This is a genomic window from Dehalococcoidia bacterium (assembly GCA_025054935.1).
Classification (GTDB): Bacteria; Chloroflexota; Dehalococcoidia; order SpSt-223; family SpSt-223; genus JANWZD01.
This window is the reverse complement of the sequence record JANWZD010000010.1, coordinates 57865-71846: the sequence shown is the minus strand read 5'-3', so window position 1 is coordinate 71846 and position 13982 is coordinate 57865. Positions and strand designations below refer to the sequence as shown.

Sequence of the window (13982 nt, the reverse complement as noted above, 5' to 3'; positions counted from 1 at the left end):
CGAGTGTTCGTTGATGAGTATGCGCCGCCGGGTCGCCGTTCTTGGCTCAACCGGCTCCATCGGAACCCAAACCCTTGACGTCGTTCGCGCTCATCCCGATCGATTTGCGATCACTGCGCTTGCTGCTGGGCGGCCGACGGCTCGCTTTCAGGCGCAGGTGATGGAATTCCGGCCCAAGCTTGTCGCAACGCGAGACGTCCCCGGCTGGACGTGCGGTGAGGCGCGCCCGGCGACGCTGGTCGAGATCGCGACGAGCGACGAGGTCGACGTGGTGGTCATGGCGACGCCGGGCAGCGCGGGCATCGCCCCGACCGTTGCCGCGCTCACCGCAGGCAAGGCTGTCGCCTTGGCGAACAAAGAGGCCCTTGTCGCTGCCGGAGCGCTAGCAGTCGCTGCCGCGCAGCGCAGCGGCGCGCCTATTCTCCCCATCGACAGCGAGCACAGCGCGCTTTGGCAATGCCTTCACGAGCGCGAACCGTGCCGGCCGCCGGTCTCCTGCCTGCCCACTGTCGAGCGGCTGATCCTTACCGCCTCGGGCGGTGCCTTCCGCGACCTCCCCGCCTCACAGCTTGCTTCCCTGCGCGCCAAAGATGCGCTGAATCATCCGACGTGGGCGATGGGGCCGAAGGTCACCGTCGATAGCGCAAGCCTGCTCAATAAGGGGTTTGAGCTGATCGAAGCGCACTGGCTGTTTGGGCTGCCGTTTGAGCGGCTGTCAGTCCTCCTCCACCGCGAAAGCGTTATCCATTCGCTCGTCGAGTTTATCGACGGCTCGGTGAAGGCCCAGCTTGGCGTTCCGGATATGCGCACCCCCATTCAATACGCGCTCACCTTTCCGGAGCGCGTTGCGAATGCCAGCCTGCCGCGGCTTGACCTTGCCGCGATTGGACGCCTGCACTTCGATGCGGTTGAGCCGGGCCGCTATCCGCTGCTCGACCTTGCTCTGCAGGCGGGGAGAGCCGGGGGCGCCTACCCGGCAGTCCTAGGCGGCGCGGACGAAGCGGCGGTCACCCTGTTCCTGCATGATCGCGTTCGATTTGGCGACCTCGCGCCGCTGGTCGCCGCCGCGCTCGATGCCTACCGGCCGAGCGGCGAGCTCACCCTCGAAGCAATCCTTGACGCCGACCGCTGGGCGCGCGACTTTGTCTATCGTCATGCGGCCGTTGCTGCCTGATGGAGATCGAGATCAAGCTCCGCCTGCTCGCGCCAGTCCCGCCGGAGCGCATTGCCGCCCTCGACCTCGGCCCGTACCAGCTCGGCGAGGTGCGCGTTCACCAGTTGCATGATCGCCTGCTCGATACGCCTGACGGTGCCCTCGCTGCAACACAGCGGGCGCTTCGGATCCGCCGTGACGGCGCCTCCCTGCTGATCACCGTCAAGGGCCCTCCCGCGGGAACGGGCCATCTCCATCGCCGTGATGAGATCGAAGCGGTGGTGGAGCGCGACCCCACCGAAACCGGTGTCTGGCCCGACGACGTGCGCTCCGCTCTCGTTGGGGTCGACCTTAGTTCGCTTGAGGAGCGGGTGACCGTGGTCAATCATCGTGTCGCCTGGCAGGTTGAGCGGGAGGGGCGGGCGGTTGCCGAGCTGGCGCTCGATGAAGGCGCGGTGATCGTCGCGGAGGTTCGCGAGCGTTTCCACGAGCTTGAGGTCGAGCTGCGCCCCGGGGGAACGCCCGAGGATCTCTCCGCGCTCGAGGCGCTTCTCCGCAAGCAGCTCGACGTCGTCCCGGAGCCGCGGTCGAAGCTTGAGCGCGGGCTTGCGCTCCGGCAACGTCTCGCCCTTCCGGGCGGGCAGCAGCTGGCAGCGTTGGGGGCCCAGTCGCTCCGGAAGAACCTCGATCGGCTGCGGCGGGCGGAAGGCATTGCGCGGGAGGGGATCGACCCGGAGGGGGTCCACGACCTTCGGGTGGCGACCCGTCGCCTCCGGACGGCACTGCAGCTGCTGGCGGAAGCGGGCATTGCACCGAAACGGCTCGACCGGCACCGTCGAGCGCTCCGCGCCCTTGCGCGGGCGGCTGCAGCGGTGCGCGATGCTGATGTCCAGCTTCAAGCGTTCGCTGCTGAGGCGCCGGCCGAGTTCGTGCTCGCCGTCGAGCAGCAGCGGGCAGCTGGGCGGGCTCAGCTGCTTGCCGCGCTCGACAGCCCCGAGACTGCGAGCGCGCTGGCGCGGCTCGATGCCGAGATCGCGCGGCTGCGCGAGCGCGGAGAATCCCCGCCCCCTCACGACGGTTCTCCCAGCTTGGCCCGTCACTTTGTCGGCTCCCTCCTCTGGCGCCGCTATGAGGCCGTGCTCGCCTATGAGACCGCGCTTCCCGTTGCGACGCCGGAAACTCTCCATCAGCTGCGGATCGCTATTAAGCGGCTCCGCTACGCGGTCGAATTTTTCGCTGAAGCGCTCGGCGCGGAGGCAAAGCAGATCCGCTCTCTGCTTGCCGAATTTCAAGAACTGTTGGGGGCACACCAAGATGCGTATGTCGCTCTTGCCCTTGCCCGCTCCCTTGCTGACCGCAGCAGCGATCGAGCGCCGCTCGAGGCGTTCATCGCCCGCTGCCGCGCAGCTGCCGCGGCCTTGGCAGAGCAGGTCCAAGCGCGCTGGCATGAGCTTGGCGGCCCCGCCTTTCGCGACCTGCTCGGCCGCGCGCTTGCTTCCGCCGCCCCATCTCGCGATTGACGGATTCGAGCGCTGATGAGCGCGCGGCTCGGGCTTGCGGCACTCGCCGTTGCGCTGCTGGTCGCTCTCTTTCCAGTTGCGCTCTCCCAGACCGCAGACGGCGCCGAGGCGTTCGCGCGTGCCGAGGGGGTCGAGGTCATCCTTCGCGAGCGCGAGTCGGTCGGTCCGCTCTTTATTCCTCCACCCGATGACCTCGCCGCGATTCGCCCTCAAGCCGCTCAGATTGTGGTCAATTACATTGGCTTCACACCGCAGGCGCAGGCTGCCTTCGACTACGCAGTCACCATTTGGCGGGCGCTTCTTTCATCGGAGACGCCAATCACAGTTGAGGCAACGTTCACAGGGGGGTTCGAACCCGGCGCTCTCGCCGCTGCGGGAGCGAGCGCCTACTTCGCGAACTTCCCGGGCGCGCCGCGCGGGCAGACATTCTATCCCGCTGCGCTCGCAAACCACTTTGCGAGCCGCGATCTCGACCCAACCCGCGTCGATATCGTCGTGCGCTTCAATGCGGAGTACCGCGATTGGTATTTTGGAATAGATGGCCGAACGCCAGCCGACAAGATCGACTTCGTGACGGTCGTCCTCCACGAACTGGCTCACGGCCTTGGCTTCGCGGGGTCGGTGCGCCAGTATGAGGGGGTCATTGGCTATGGGTTCGGTGTCAACGAGTGGCCGGCCATCTATGACCGCTTCACCCAGAATGGCGCCGGCCAGCCAATCCTCTCCTTCCCGAACCGATCCCCTGCCCTTGCTGCGCAGGTGACGAGCAACAATGTGTTTTTCTCGGCGCCGGCGACCAACGCCGCGAACGGCGGCGCGCCGGCGAAGCTGTACGCGCCGAATCCTTGGCAGCCTGGCTCAAGCTACTCGCATCTTGACGAGGCGACGTACGGGCGAGGCAATCCGAACGCGCTGATGACGCCGGCGATTGGGCGCGGCGAGGCGATCCACAATCCCGGTCCGATTGCACTCGGCATGCTCACCGACATGGGCTGGACGACATCCGCGAGCGGTGGAGTGCCCCCGACCTCGACGCCGACCGTACGGTCGATCCAAGTGGTGGCGGTGCTGGTGCGCGATGGGCGGACCCCGACGCCGACGGCGACCGCTTCTCCAACCCCGACAGTCACGCCGCTGCCGACGGCGACCGTTTCTCCGACGCCGACAATCACTCCGACCGCGACGTCAACAGCAACCCCCACCTCGACCCCAACGCTCACCCCCACCCCAACTGCAACGCCGACGCCAACACCGACCCCCAGCTGAGAGGGGGCGCGCTCGGGCGCCGGTTCGTGGTAGAAAGCATGCAACGGGCGCCGACAACACTCTGGCTGAAGGTGGATTGTGCCGCGAGCGAAACGGATTGATCATGTCAGCATCGCTGTCCCGTCGATCGACGAGGCGCTCACTTTTTTTGAGGCGGTCTTCGACGTGCAGCGCGATCGGGTCAAGTTTTTTGAGTCGCAGGACTTTTTCGGCGCGATTTTCCGCGTCGGCGAGAGCAAGTTCGAGCTGCTTTCGCCCAAAGGGGAAGACAGCTTTCTGCACCGCTTTCTGCAACGAGGCCCTGGCGTCCATCATGTGACGGTACAGGTGGAGAGCCTTGCCGCAATGCGCGAGCGCCTTGCGGAACGGGGGATCCCTACCTTCGGGCAGAAGACCGAGGGCGGCATCGAGGAAGCCTTTATTCATCCGAAGCATGCCTACGGAGTGCTCTTCCAACTGCTCGAGGAGGTGTGGGAAGATATCCCCGAGCCGGCCTAGGCGCTCGCTGCAGGTGCAGGGAGAGGGGTGCTTATCCGGGGTACCGGATGCGGTGAACTGCAGGGAGCGCCCTCGCCTCCCGAGCGCCGGCGGCGCTGCGCGCAGTGTCGCGGGATGGAGCGCCGCTTGCGAGCGGCGCGTTCTCTCGACAGCTCGTGAGGGGAGGATCAGCGCGGCTGAAGGTCAAATGAGATGACCTTCCAATCGTCGCCACTCCGGCGCAGTCTGAGCTCGACTGTCCCGGAGCGTCCGGTTTTGAATTGGGCGCTGCCGCTCCAATCGGCGATATCGTTGTTGATATCGCGTCTCGTCCAGTTCCACGACTCGGGGACCGCCTGGCCGCGGGTGATCAGCTGCTGGAATTGACTGACGTTGCCGACTTCCCGTTGGAGCGCCGGGTCCATCTGGCTGTAGGCCTGTTGCCAGTTGCCGTCACGCAGGCCGGACATGAAATTGTTGGCAGCGGTTTCGACTGGCCCGAAGGCGGCGCCGATGCCGAATGCCGCCAGCCCGCCGGTCACCGCAATGCCGCCGACGCAGAGCAGGCACAGCACGACCAGCGCGCAGCCGCCGCCGATCAGGAGATTACGGTTGCGGTTGGAACGCGGGGGCGCGGGTGGGGAAACGCCGGGGGGCGTTGCACTGGGCTCGCTCTGCATCCTCTTCCTCCATCGCCTGGCCGCCCCCTCGTCGTAGAAGCGACCTCTCTTCTCTGCCACTCGAAGCGGCAGTGTCGCCGAGTTTACAACGCGCGCGATCGAAATCGGTTCTGCCCGGCAATCGCGGGGAGGGGGTCGCGGAACTGTCGTCGATAGAGGTCGGCATAGAGGCCGCCGGCTGCCAGCAGTTCGGGGTGACGTCCGCGTTCGACGATGCGGCCGCCGTTGATCACGAGGATCAGGTCGGCGTTGCGGACCGTGCTGAGCCGATGAGCGATGACGAGGCTGGTTCGCCCTCGGAGGAGGACGGCAAGCGCTTGTTGGATCAGTGCTTCGGTGCGCGTGTCGACCCGGCTCGTTGCCTCATCGAGGATGAGGATGCTGGGGTCGGCGAGCACGGCGCGCGCGAAGCTGATGAGCTGACGTTGGCCTTGACTGAGGGAGCGTCCTGCTTCGCTCACCCGGGTCGCGTAGCCGGCCGGCAGCCGCTCGATGAAGCGGTCGGCGAAGACCGCGCGGGCGGCGGCGCGGATCTCCTCGTCCGTCGCGTCGGGCTTGCCGAAGGCGATGTTCTCGGCGATCGTGCCGCTGAACAGAAACGGGTCTTGGAGGACAATCCCGATGTTGCGGCGAAGGTCCTCGCGCCGGAGGTCGCGGACGTCGATGCCATCGATCCGAACAGCACCGTGCGTGACATCGTAAAAGCGGGGAGCCAGCGACGCGATCGTCGTCTTTCCGGCGCCGGTCGGTCCGACAAGCGCGACAGTCATTCCGGGCGCCGCCTCGAAAGAGATCTCATGCAGCACGGGACGGTCCGGCGAATAGCCGAACGTGACGCGATCGAAGACAAGTTCGCCTCGCAGGCGGCCGACGGGGCGCGCGAGGGGAGGGTCGGCTTCTTGTTCAGGCTGGTCTAGAAGCTCATAGATGCGCTCTGCGCCGGCGAGGGCCGGCTGAACTTGCGCTGCCAGCTGGCTCAGCATCTGAATGGGACGGAAGAACTGTTGGACATAGAGCAAGAACGCTGCGACCACGCCCACTTGGATTTCGCCGCGCAGCGCGAGGAAGCCGCCGTAGCCGATGACAATGGCGATGCCGACCGTGCTCAGCACGTCGATCGCGGGCGAGAAAGCGGAAGTGATGGCGACCGCTTGGAGGTTGGCGTTCCGGTTGGCAGCATTCAACTCGCGGAACTGGCGCACATTTTGCTCGGTGCGGTTGAACGCCTGCGCTTCGCGGATGCCGGTGATGTCCTGCTCCAGCACGGCAGAGACCGCTCCCACCGTCTTGCGGGTGACCCGGTAGGCGCGGCGGGCGCGCCGGGTGAAGACGTTGGTCGTCAGCGCCATGATCGGCAGGATCGGCGCGCAGGCCAAGGCGAGGCGCCAATCGAGCACCGCCATCGCGACGAGAGTTCCGACCAGGCCGAAGAGGACGCTAAGCACTTGGCTGAGGCCGGGGCTGAGCAGTTGGTTCAGCGTGTCGATGTCGTTGACAAGACGGCTCTGGAGGTCACCGGAGGCGTGGGTATCAAAATAGGCGATCGGGAGGCGTTGGATCTTGGCGAAGACCTCGCCCCGGAGCTTGGCCATGACGCGAGCGCCGAGCCCGCCCACGGTGAGCAGTTGGCCACGCACGGCGAGGAGGCCGAGCAGATAGCTGCCTGCGAGCAATCCGACGATGACGATGAGCCGGCCGATATCTTGGTAGAGCAGGATGTCGTCGATAGCCAAGCCGACCAGCCAAGGACCGGCGGCGGTCGCCGCGCCATTGATCAGTGTGAACACCAGCAGGCCGAACAGCTGGGGGCGGTACGGTGCCAGTTCAGCGAGCAGGCGCCGCAGCACAGCTTGGCGGTGACGCGCCCGCACCTCGGGAGTTTGGGCGATTTGGTCAATTCCACCCCACATCGGTGCCTCCTCCTACCACCGCTTCAGGCGCATCAGGCCGTAGCTGCGACCCGAGGATGTCGTTATAGAGCTGGCTGTCGGCGAGCAGTTCTTCATGGGTCCCGCTCGCGACAAGGCGGCCCTCTTCCAGCAGCAGGATCCGGTCGGCGTCGCGGACCGTGCTAACCCGCTGGGCAATGACGAAGACTGTGCTCTGCTTATCGCGGATGAGGGCATCGAGCGCAGCTTGGATCTTCGCCTCGGTTGCGGCATCGACGGCCGAGGTGCTGTCGTCGAGGATGAGCAGTCGTGGACGCACGAGCAGGGCGCGCGCAATCGCAATCCGCTGCTTCTGGCCGCCCGACAGCCCCACGCCCCGGTCACCGACGACCGTCTGGTAGCCCTGAGGCAGCTGGTCGATGAACTCAGCGGCTTGCGCTGCTTCGGCGGCGGCGCGGATTTCTTCGTCCGTCGCATCGGGCTTGCCGAAGGCGATGTTCTCGCGGATGGTGCCGCGAATCAGCTGAGTTTCCTGCAGGACGATCCCGATCTGCGAGCGCAGGCTGGCAAGTGTGACATCGCGAAGGTCGTGCCCGTCGATCCGCACTGCTCCCGACGTCGGGTCATAGAACCGCGGGAGAAGATTGACCAACGTGCTTTTCCCCGAGCCGGTTGCGCCGAGGATCGCAACGGTCTGCCCCGGCTCGACGACGAACGAAATATCCTCCAGCACGGGGCGCTGGTCACCCGGATAGCGGAACCAGACGTGATCGAACTCAACCCGCCCTTGGATTGGCGGCAGGTCGATGGCCCCGGGCTTGTCCGCAACCTCGATGTTGGAGTCCAGCACCTCAAAGATCCGAACCGCCGACGCATCGGCGCGCGCCGCGGCGATCGACAGGAAGCCGAGTGAGAGGACGGGGAAGAGCAGAAAAGCGAGATAGCTGTTGAACGCGATCAGTTCTCCGATGGTGAGAGCGCCATTGATGACGTCGATGCCGCCGACAAGCACGACGAGAACCCCGCCGAGGTTGCCGAGGAAGAAGACGAGAGGGAAGTTGAGGGAGATCATGTGCAGCGTGCGCAGCGAGGTCTCTAGCAACTCGCGATTGCGCGCGCCGAACCTCGCCTCTTCGACGCGCTCGCGCGTGAACGCGCGGACGACCCGAACACCGGCAATGTTCTCTTGGAGGATGGAATTCAGTTCGCCGACCTTCTGCTGCAGCTGTCCAAAGAGGGGGCCGGCTTTGGCCAGAAACCCGAAGACAAGGAGGAGAACAAGCGGGATGGGCAGCAGGGCAAGGATAGCGAGCTTCCAGTTCAGCGCAACGAGCACGGCGACGCTCCCAAGTAAGAGCGTCACCGCGCTGATCGCTTGGAGAAGGCCGGCGCTCGCAAAGAGACGGACCTGTTCGACATCGCTCGTGATCCGGGTGAGCAGCTGGCCGGTCTGGATCGAGTCGTAGAAGCTGAAGCTCTGGCGCTGGATGTGGGTGAACAGCGCGTCGCGCAGTTCGTAGGCGAGCCCCTGTGCAGCGCGTTCAGAGCCGTAAGTCTGGGCGAAACTCGCCGCGCCGCGGATGAGCGCGATGGCGAGCATACCGCCGGTTGTAAGGAGGAGCAACGTCAGGTCGCGGGGCTCCAGCCCGCGGTCGATCGCCAGCCGCACCAGCTGCGGGCTGGCGAGCGTTGTCACGGTGACAAGGACAAGCCCGCCAAAGGCGACCAGAGTTGATCGCCAGTAGGGACGGAGAAATCGCAGGGAGCGAGGCAAGGCTTTGGGAAGGCCAAGCCGCTCAGGACGCCCTCCCGCCATTGGCCCCCGTCCGCGGAGGCCATGGCCCATCATCATGGGGTTCCCTCTTTGCTGCTCAGGTGGGAAGAGACGGCCTGCTTCGACTCGCGATGGTATCGCGCTCGGCGCGCGAGGAAACCGGCGATCACGAGGAGCGAGGGGAGCGCGATCAGCACCGCGGGGCCAAGGAAGCGCAGCGGTCCGGGAGGCGAGACATCAAGCGCGAGCGGCAGCTCGCCGCTGCCCGCGCTCCCCTCGACTCGGATGAGGAGCTGCCAGCGTCCGGGGCGGTCGAGAGGGACGGTCACTGCGTAGAGCAGGCGGTTCGCGACGAGCCCGGTTCGGGCGGAGAGGGGGGGACCGAGCGGCTCGCCTTCGCGAGCGGCGCGAACCGAGACAGCAGCATCGAGAACGGGGAAGCGGTGCTCATCCTGCACGAGGATGGTGAGGAGGGCATCCCCCGCTTCGAGGGGGGAAGGGCTGGTGGCGACGGTCAAGCGGTAGCTGCCCACTGGTGCGTCGGCGACGCGGATCTCCCCGAGGCCGTTGGCGCTCGCCTCGGTCACCCCGAGGGCGAGCGCAAGCGCAGCGACGATGATGGCAAGAGCAGACGTGCTCAGCAGAGGCCGGCTGCTCACGCGAGCGCGGCCTCCTGCGCCTCGCGCCGGCGCGCTGCTCGTTCTTCGGCATGCATCGCGGCGCCGAGCACTACAAGCGCGGCGATTGCGTACAGCAGGCTGCCGGCGACCCACATCACCAGCCCGCCCACGATTTGGTCGTCGCGCGAGGAGACGCCGAACAGCTGCGGTCCCACCTCATAGCTCGGGTAGATGATGTTGGGGGTGAAGGTGAACCAGATGCCGAGCGCATTGGCGGCCATGAAAGCGAGCGCAATCGTGACGAGGCTCAAGAAGCGGCGGCGCTGGTTGCGTCCGTTGACGGGGTCGACCGCGCCCCACCAAAAGAGGATCGCTGCCCAAAAGAACGTCAGATGTTGGAAGTCGTGAAGCACGGTGATGCGGATCGCGGCGTCGTAGAGCACGGGCACATGCCAGCCGAAAAAGACGAGGAGGAAGACGAGGAGCGCCACGGGCGGTGTAACGAGAGCTGACCCAATCGCGTAGAGCGGTCCATCACGGGCAAGGAGGGGGGCGATATCGCGCCCGAGCTGACGCGGCAGCCCAAGCAGGAGCGTCGGCACGGGGCGCCCCATCAGCACGAGCGGAGCGGAGATCTGGGTCAAGATCAGGTGCTGCGCCATGTGCGCGCTGAGGAAGAAGCTGCTGAAGACTGCCAGCGGCGAAACGAGAGCAAACACGAGAGAGAGCCAGCCGGCAATGGCCGCGGCGAGCTGTCCGCCGCTGATGTGGCGGGTCAGCCCCCCGCGCGTTGCGAGCCGACGCGCGCCGCGCCAGTAGAGAAGGGCGAGGAGCGCCAGCCCTCCGATGACGAGCGGGTCGAACGACCACGAGAGCAGGGCGGCGAGATACGGGTCCATCGAGGACTCCTTTGCCGGGCGGGGCGGCGAGCAGGGGATCAGTTTCTCAAAAGTGTACCGTGGGGATGCTGCTGACGGGAAGGCGGTGTGCTATACTGCGTGTCAGGACTGACATTAAGGGGGCACCGTGCATATCGATCCGGCGCTGCTTCGGCTCGCCGAGGGCGTTCGCCTTCGGATTGTCGCGACTATGCTGCTTGGTCTCCTCGGCACCATCGCGGCCATTGCCTCGCTCGCGTTGCTCGGTCAGGCGATCGGCGTGCTGTTCGCCGGCAGCGGGCTCGCTGCAGCGATGCCGTTTGTCTTCGCCGCTGCGGTTGTTGTCGTCGCTCGGGGTGGACTTCTTGCCGGGAAAGAGATCTTGGCCGCTTCAATCGCGGGGCGCGTCAAGGTGCGCCTGCGCACTCGGCTCTACCGTCATCTCGTCACGCTCGGCCCGGGATACCTCGAGCGCCGGCAGACGGGCGACCTGCTCTCGCGAGCGGTCGATGGCGTCGAGGCGCTCGAAGTGTATTACGGCAAGTATCTTCCTCAGCTCGTCGTTACTGTCCTCGCCCCTCTGGGGATCATGGCTTTTCTCTTCACCCTTCACCCCATGCTCCCGCTGATCCTCGCGGCCTGCATCGTTCTCGCCCTCGTCGCTCCGGCGGCATTTATGAAACTGACGGGGCGGCTCGGCGGGCTGTTTTGGATGCGGTTCGGGATGCTCTCCAGCTTGATGGTGGACAGCCTCCAAGGGCTGCCAACGCTGAAGGCGTTTGCGCGGAGTAAGGACCGCGGCCGCGAGATCCGCGCCGCAGCGGATGCGGTGGCAAAGTCGCTCGGCGGCTTGCTCGCAGTCAACTTCGGAGTTGCGGGCGTGATGGACCTCGTGGTGACTGGCGGGGCGACTGCTGCGGTCGTCTTCTCTGCCTGGGCGACAGCGAATGGCGCGCTCGGACCGGGCGCTCTCGTCATCGTGCTCCTGCTCTCGAACGAAGCGTTCCGCCCCATCCGCGAACTGGCCGGCCTGTTTCATCAGGGACAGACGGGCGTCGCCGCGGCCCGGGGCATTTTCGCCATCCTCAATGAGCAGCCAGAAGTGACGCCTCCCGCTGCGCCGCGTTCCCTTCCTGCGCGTCAGCCGGCGATCACCTTCGAGCGGGTCAGCTTTGCCTACGACCGGGGGGCGCGCCCCGCGCTCGTTGACGTCTCCTTCCGGGTCGAGCCGGGCGAAACTGTCGCTCTGGTCGGCCCGTCTGGCGCCGGCAAGACGACGGCGCTCCACCTGCTGATGCGCTTCTTTGACCCGACGAGCGGGCGCGTGCTGCTGGATGGCGTCGACCTCCGCGAGCTGGCGCTCGACGATCTCCGCGCGCGATTTGCCTATGTCGGCCAAGATACCTACCTCTTCCACGGCACGGTGGCAGACAATCTTCGGCTCGCCAAGCCCGAGGCGACGATGGAGGAACTGCGCGCGGTAGCGGAGGCGGCCAATGCGCTTGACTTCATTGAGCGCTTGCCCCACGGCTTCGAGACGGTCGTGGGCGAGCGCGGAATGCGGCTCTCGGGCGGTGAGCGTCAGCGGATCGCGATCGCGCGGGCGCTGCTCAAGGATGCTCCTATTCTCCTGCTTGATGAGCCGACAAGCAGCGTTGATGCTGAGAACGAAGAGAGCATTCAGCAGGCACTGCGGCGGCTGGCAGAGGGCCGAACGACGATCGTCATCGCGCACCGCCTCTCAACTGTCGCCGATGCTGACCGAATCCTCGTCCTTGAGCAGGGGCGTCTCGTGGAAGAGGGGCGGCATGCCGACCTGCTCGCTGCCGGCGGCGTCTATGCCCGGCTTGTTGCTGCAGGCCAGCTTGCGGCGCCCCAAGAAGTTGGAGGAGGCGTGCGATGACTGAACGCCGTTCGCTGCCGGTGCTGCTTCGGCTTCTCCTTCGGCTGCGCGACCGCTGGCCGCTGATGATCGTCGCGCTTGGGATTTCAACGCTCAATCAGGGCGCGGGATTGGCGCTCGCGGCCGCAACAGCGCTGCTCGTCGGCGCGATCGCGACCGGCCAGACGACCGAGTTCGGCACGGCGCTGACCGTGATCGCCGCGCTCGCCCTGCTGAAGGCAGTCCTGAACTGGCTGGACCAGTGGTATCTCCACTGGGTTGCGGTCGGGCTCACGGCTGCCCTCCGCGCTGATGCCTACCATGCCCTCGAACCGCTGGCGCCGGCGTACACCGTGAAGCGGCGCAGTGGCGACATTGTCTCGATGGTGATGGCCGATGTCGACCAGATTCAGCCGTTCTATTCGCGGGCGCTCGTTCCTTCGACGATTGCGGCTGTCCTCTCGGTCGTGGTGCTGGGAGTGCTGGCGGCTGTTGCGCTGCCGCTGATGCTCGTCCTGCTTCCCTTCCTCGCGCTGATTGTAGTCATCCCGATCGTCGGCTGGCGCGTCGGCATCCCGCTCGCTCGGACCGTTCGCGAGCGGCAGGCGGAAGTGGCAGCCCACATCGTTGATGGCATTCAAGGTCTGCGCGAACTGATCGCGTTCGGCCGTGCCGACGCTCGGGCGGGAGAGGTGGAAGAGAAGAGCCGCGCACTTGTGCGCGCGCAGATCAAGAACGCCGCGTTCACGGGCAGCGTCCTCGGCGCGACCGATGTGGTGGTCGGCCTTGGGGGAGTAGCAGTGCTGCTGACGGCGATGGCGCTTGTCGCAACTGGGCAGCTGGCCACCTCGCTGCTTCCGCTGGTGTTGATGCTCGTCTTCACCGCCTTCCGCGCCGTGCTGGATGTCGCGGATGTGGCGAAAAATCTGAACCAGATCACGGCGGCGGCGCGGCGCTATTTCGAGGTCGTTGACGAGCCGGTGCTGGTCCGCGAACTGGTGCATGAGTCGCCTGGCCCGCTGACGCCGGCAGTCGAGTTTGATCGGGTGACCTTTGCCTACTACCCCGATGAGCCTCCAGTACTGCAGGAGGTCTCTTTCTCAATCCAGCCGGGAGAGACGGTTGCGCTGGTCGGTCCCTCAGGAGCGGGCAAATCGACGTGCGCCAGCCTCCTGCTCCGCTTCTGGGATCCGCAATCCGGCGTGATCCGGATTGGGGGCGTCGACATCCGTCAGCTGCCGCTCGATGATCTCCGGAAGCGGATCGCGATTGTCCAGCAGGAGAACTACCTGTTCAACACTACGATCCGTGAGAACATCAAGCTCGGGCGGCCCGACGCGACCGAGGCGGAGATGGAGCAGGCAGCGCGCGATGCGAATATCCACGACTTTATCCTCTCGCTGCCGCAGGGGTATGACACGGTGGTCGGGGAGCGGGGTGCGAAACTGTCGGGCGGGCAGCGCCAACGGATCGCCATCGCCCGGGCCCTGCTGAAGAATGCGCCGATCCTCATCCTCGATGAGGCGACGAGCAACCTCGACACCGAGAACGAGCGGCTGATCCGCGAGGCGATCGCCCGCCTGATGGCGGGGCGGACGACCCTCGTGATCGCCCATCGCCTCTCAACGATCCAAGCGGCTGACCGGGTGGTGATGCTGGACCGGGGCCGGGTAGTTGCGAGCGGCCGGCACGAGGAGTTGCTGGAGCGGGAAAGCGCCTACGCGCGGCTGCTGGCGAGCCAGCGGGCGGTCGGCGCCTTGACCTAGCCTGCTGGCGAACCGGACCGCAAGGAAAGGTAGAATACGGTGATCCAGCAACCGGACGCGCGGGGCAGGAGCGCTGC

Annotated in this window: 11 protein-coding genes; 6 read left to right on the top strand and 5 right to left on the bottom strand. The window is 66.1% G+C overall.

What is annotated here, in order from left to right; all coding sequences use genetic code 11:
• Positions 1–19 precede the first annotated feature (19 nt).
• From dxr to NZ773_11440, 4 genes are all read left to right on the top strand, one after another.
• Positions 20–1174, top strand: a complete 1155-nt coding sequence (dxr, locus tag NZ773_11455; GenBank protein MCS6802539.1) for a 1-deoxy-D-xylulose-5-phosphate reductoisomerase — start codon at positions 20–22, stop codon at positions 1172–1174.
• The gene (locus NZ773_11450; protein ID MCS6802538.1) at positions 1174–2673 is read left to right on the top strand and encodes a CHAD domain-containing protein; all 1500 of its coding nucleotides are present in this window, start codon (positions 1174–1176) and stop codon (positions 2671–2673) included. The genes dxr and NZ773_11450 overlap by 1 nt, the downstream gene beginning before the upstream one ends.
• Positions 2674–2688: 15 nt before the next feature.
• Positions 2689–3939, top strand: coding sequence for a hypothetical protein (locus NZ773_11445; GenBank protein ID MCS6802537.1), 1251 nt, complete (start codon positions 2689–2691; stop codon positions 3937–3939).
• 78 nt (positions 3940–4017) lie between these two features.
• A complete protein-coding gene (locus NZ773_11440; GenBank protein MCS6802536.1) occupies positions 4018–4437 on the top strand; it encodes a VOC family protein in 420 nt (139 codons plus the stop codon).
• Between the two features lie 167 nt (positions 4438–4604).
• Here the strand turns inward: NZ773_11440 and NZ773_11435 are convergent, their stop codons facing one another.
• The 5 genes from NZ773_11435 to NZ773_11415 all read right to left on the bottom strand — a co-directional run bounded on the left by NZ773_11435 (position 4605) and on the right by NZ773_11415 (position 10278).
• Positions 4605–5096, bottom strand: a complete 492-nt coding sequence (locus NZ773_11435; GenBank protein MCS6802535.1) for a hypothetical protein — start codon at positions 5094–5096, stop codon at positions 4605–4607.
• An 83-nt stretch (positions 5097–5179) separates the two neighbouring features.
• A complete protein-coding gene (locus tag NZ773_11430; GenBank protein ID MCS6802534.1) occupies positions 5180–7006 on the bottom strand; it encodes an ABC transporter ATP-binding protein/permease in 1827 nt (608 codons plus the stop codon).
• Complete coding sequence (locus NZ773_11425) at positions 6990–8837, bottom strand: ABC transporter ATP-binding protein/permease (GenBank protein ID MCS6802533.1); 1848 nt, start codon at positions 8835–8837, stop codon at positions 6990–6992. Before NZ773_11425 ends, NZ773_11430 begins: the two co-directional genes overlap by 17 nt.
• Positions 8834–9418 (bottom strand): hypothetical protein, encoded by a 585-nt coding sequence (locus NZ773_11420; protein MCS6802532.1) that lies wholly within the window; start codon positions 9416–9418, stop codon positions 8834–8836. Before NZ773_11420 ends, NZ773_11425 begins: the two co-directional genes overlap by 4 nt.
• Positions 9415–10278 carry a cytochrome c oxidase assembly protein gene (locus NZ773_11415; GenBank protein ID MCS6802531.1) on the bottom strand — a complete coding sequence of 288 codons (864 nt, stop codon included), beginning with the start codon at positions 10276–10278 and terminating at the stop codon, positions 9415–9417. The genes NZ773_11420 and NZ773_11415 overlap by 4 nt, the downstream gene beginning before the upstream one ends.
• Before the next feature lie 127 nt (positions 10279–10405).
• Between NZ773_11415 and NZ773_11410 the strand changes: the two genes are divergently transcribed.
• Positions 10406–12160, top strand: coding sequence for an ABC transporter ATP-binding protein/permease (locus tag NZ773_11410; GenBank protein ID MCS6802530.1), 1755 nt, complete (start codon positions 10406–10408; stop codon positions 12158–12160).
• Positions 12157–13905 carry a thiol reductant ABC exporter subunit CydC gene (gene cydC, locus NZ773_11405; protein MCS6802529.1) on the top strand — a complete coding sequence of 583 codons (1749 nt, stop codon included), beginning with the start codon at positions 12157–12159 and terminating at the stop codon, positions 13903–13905. Before NZ773_11410 ends, cydC begins: the two co-directional genes overlap by 4 nt.
• Positions 13906–13982 lie beyond the last annotated feature (77 nt).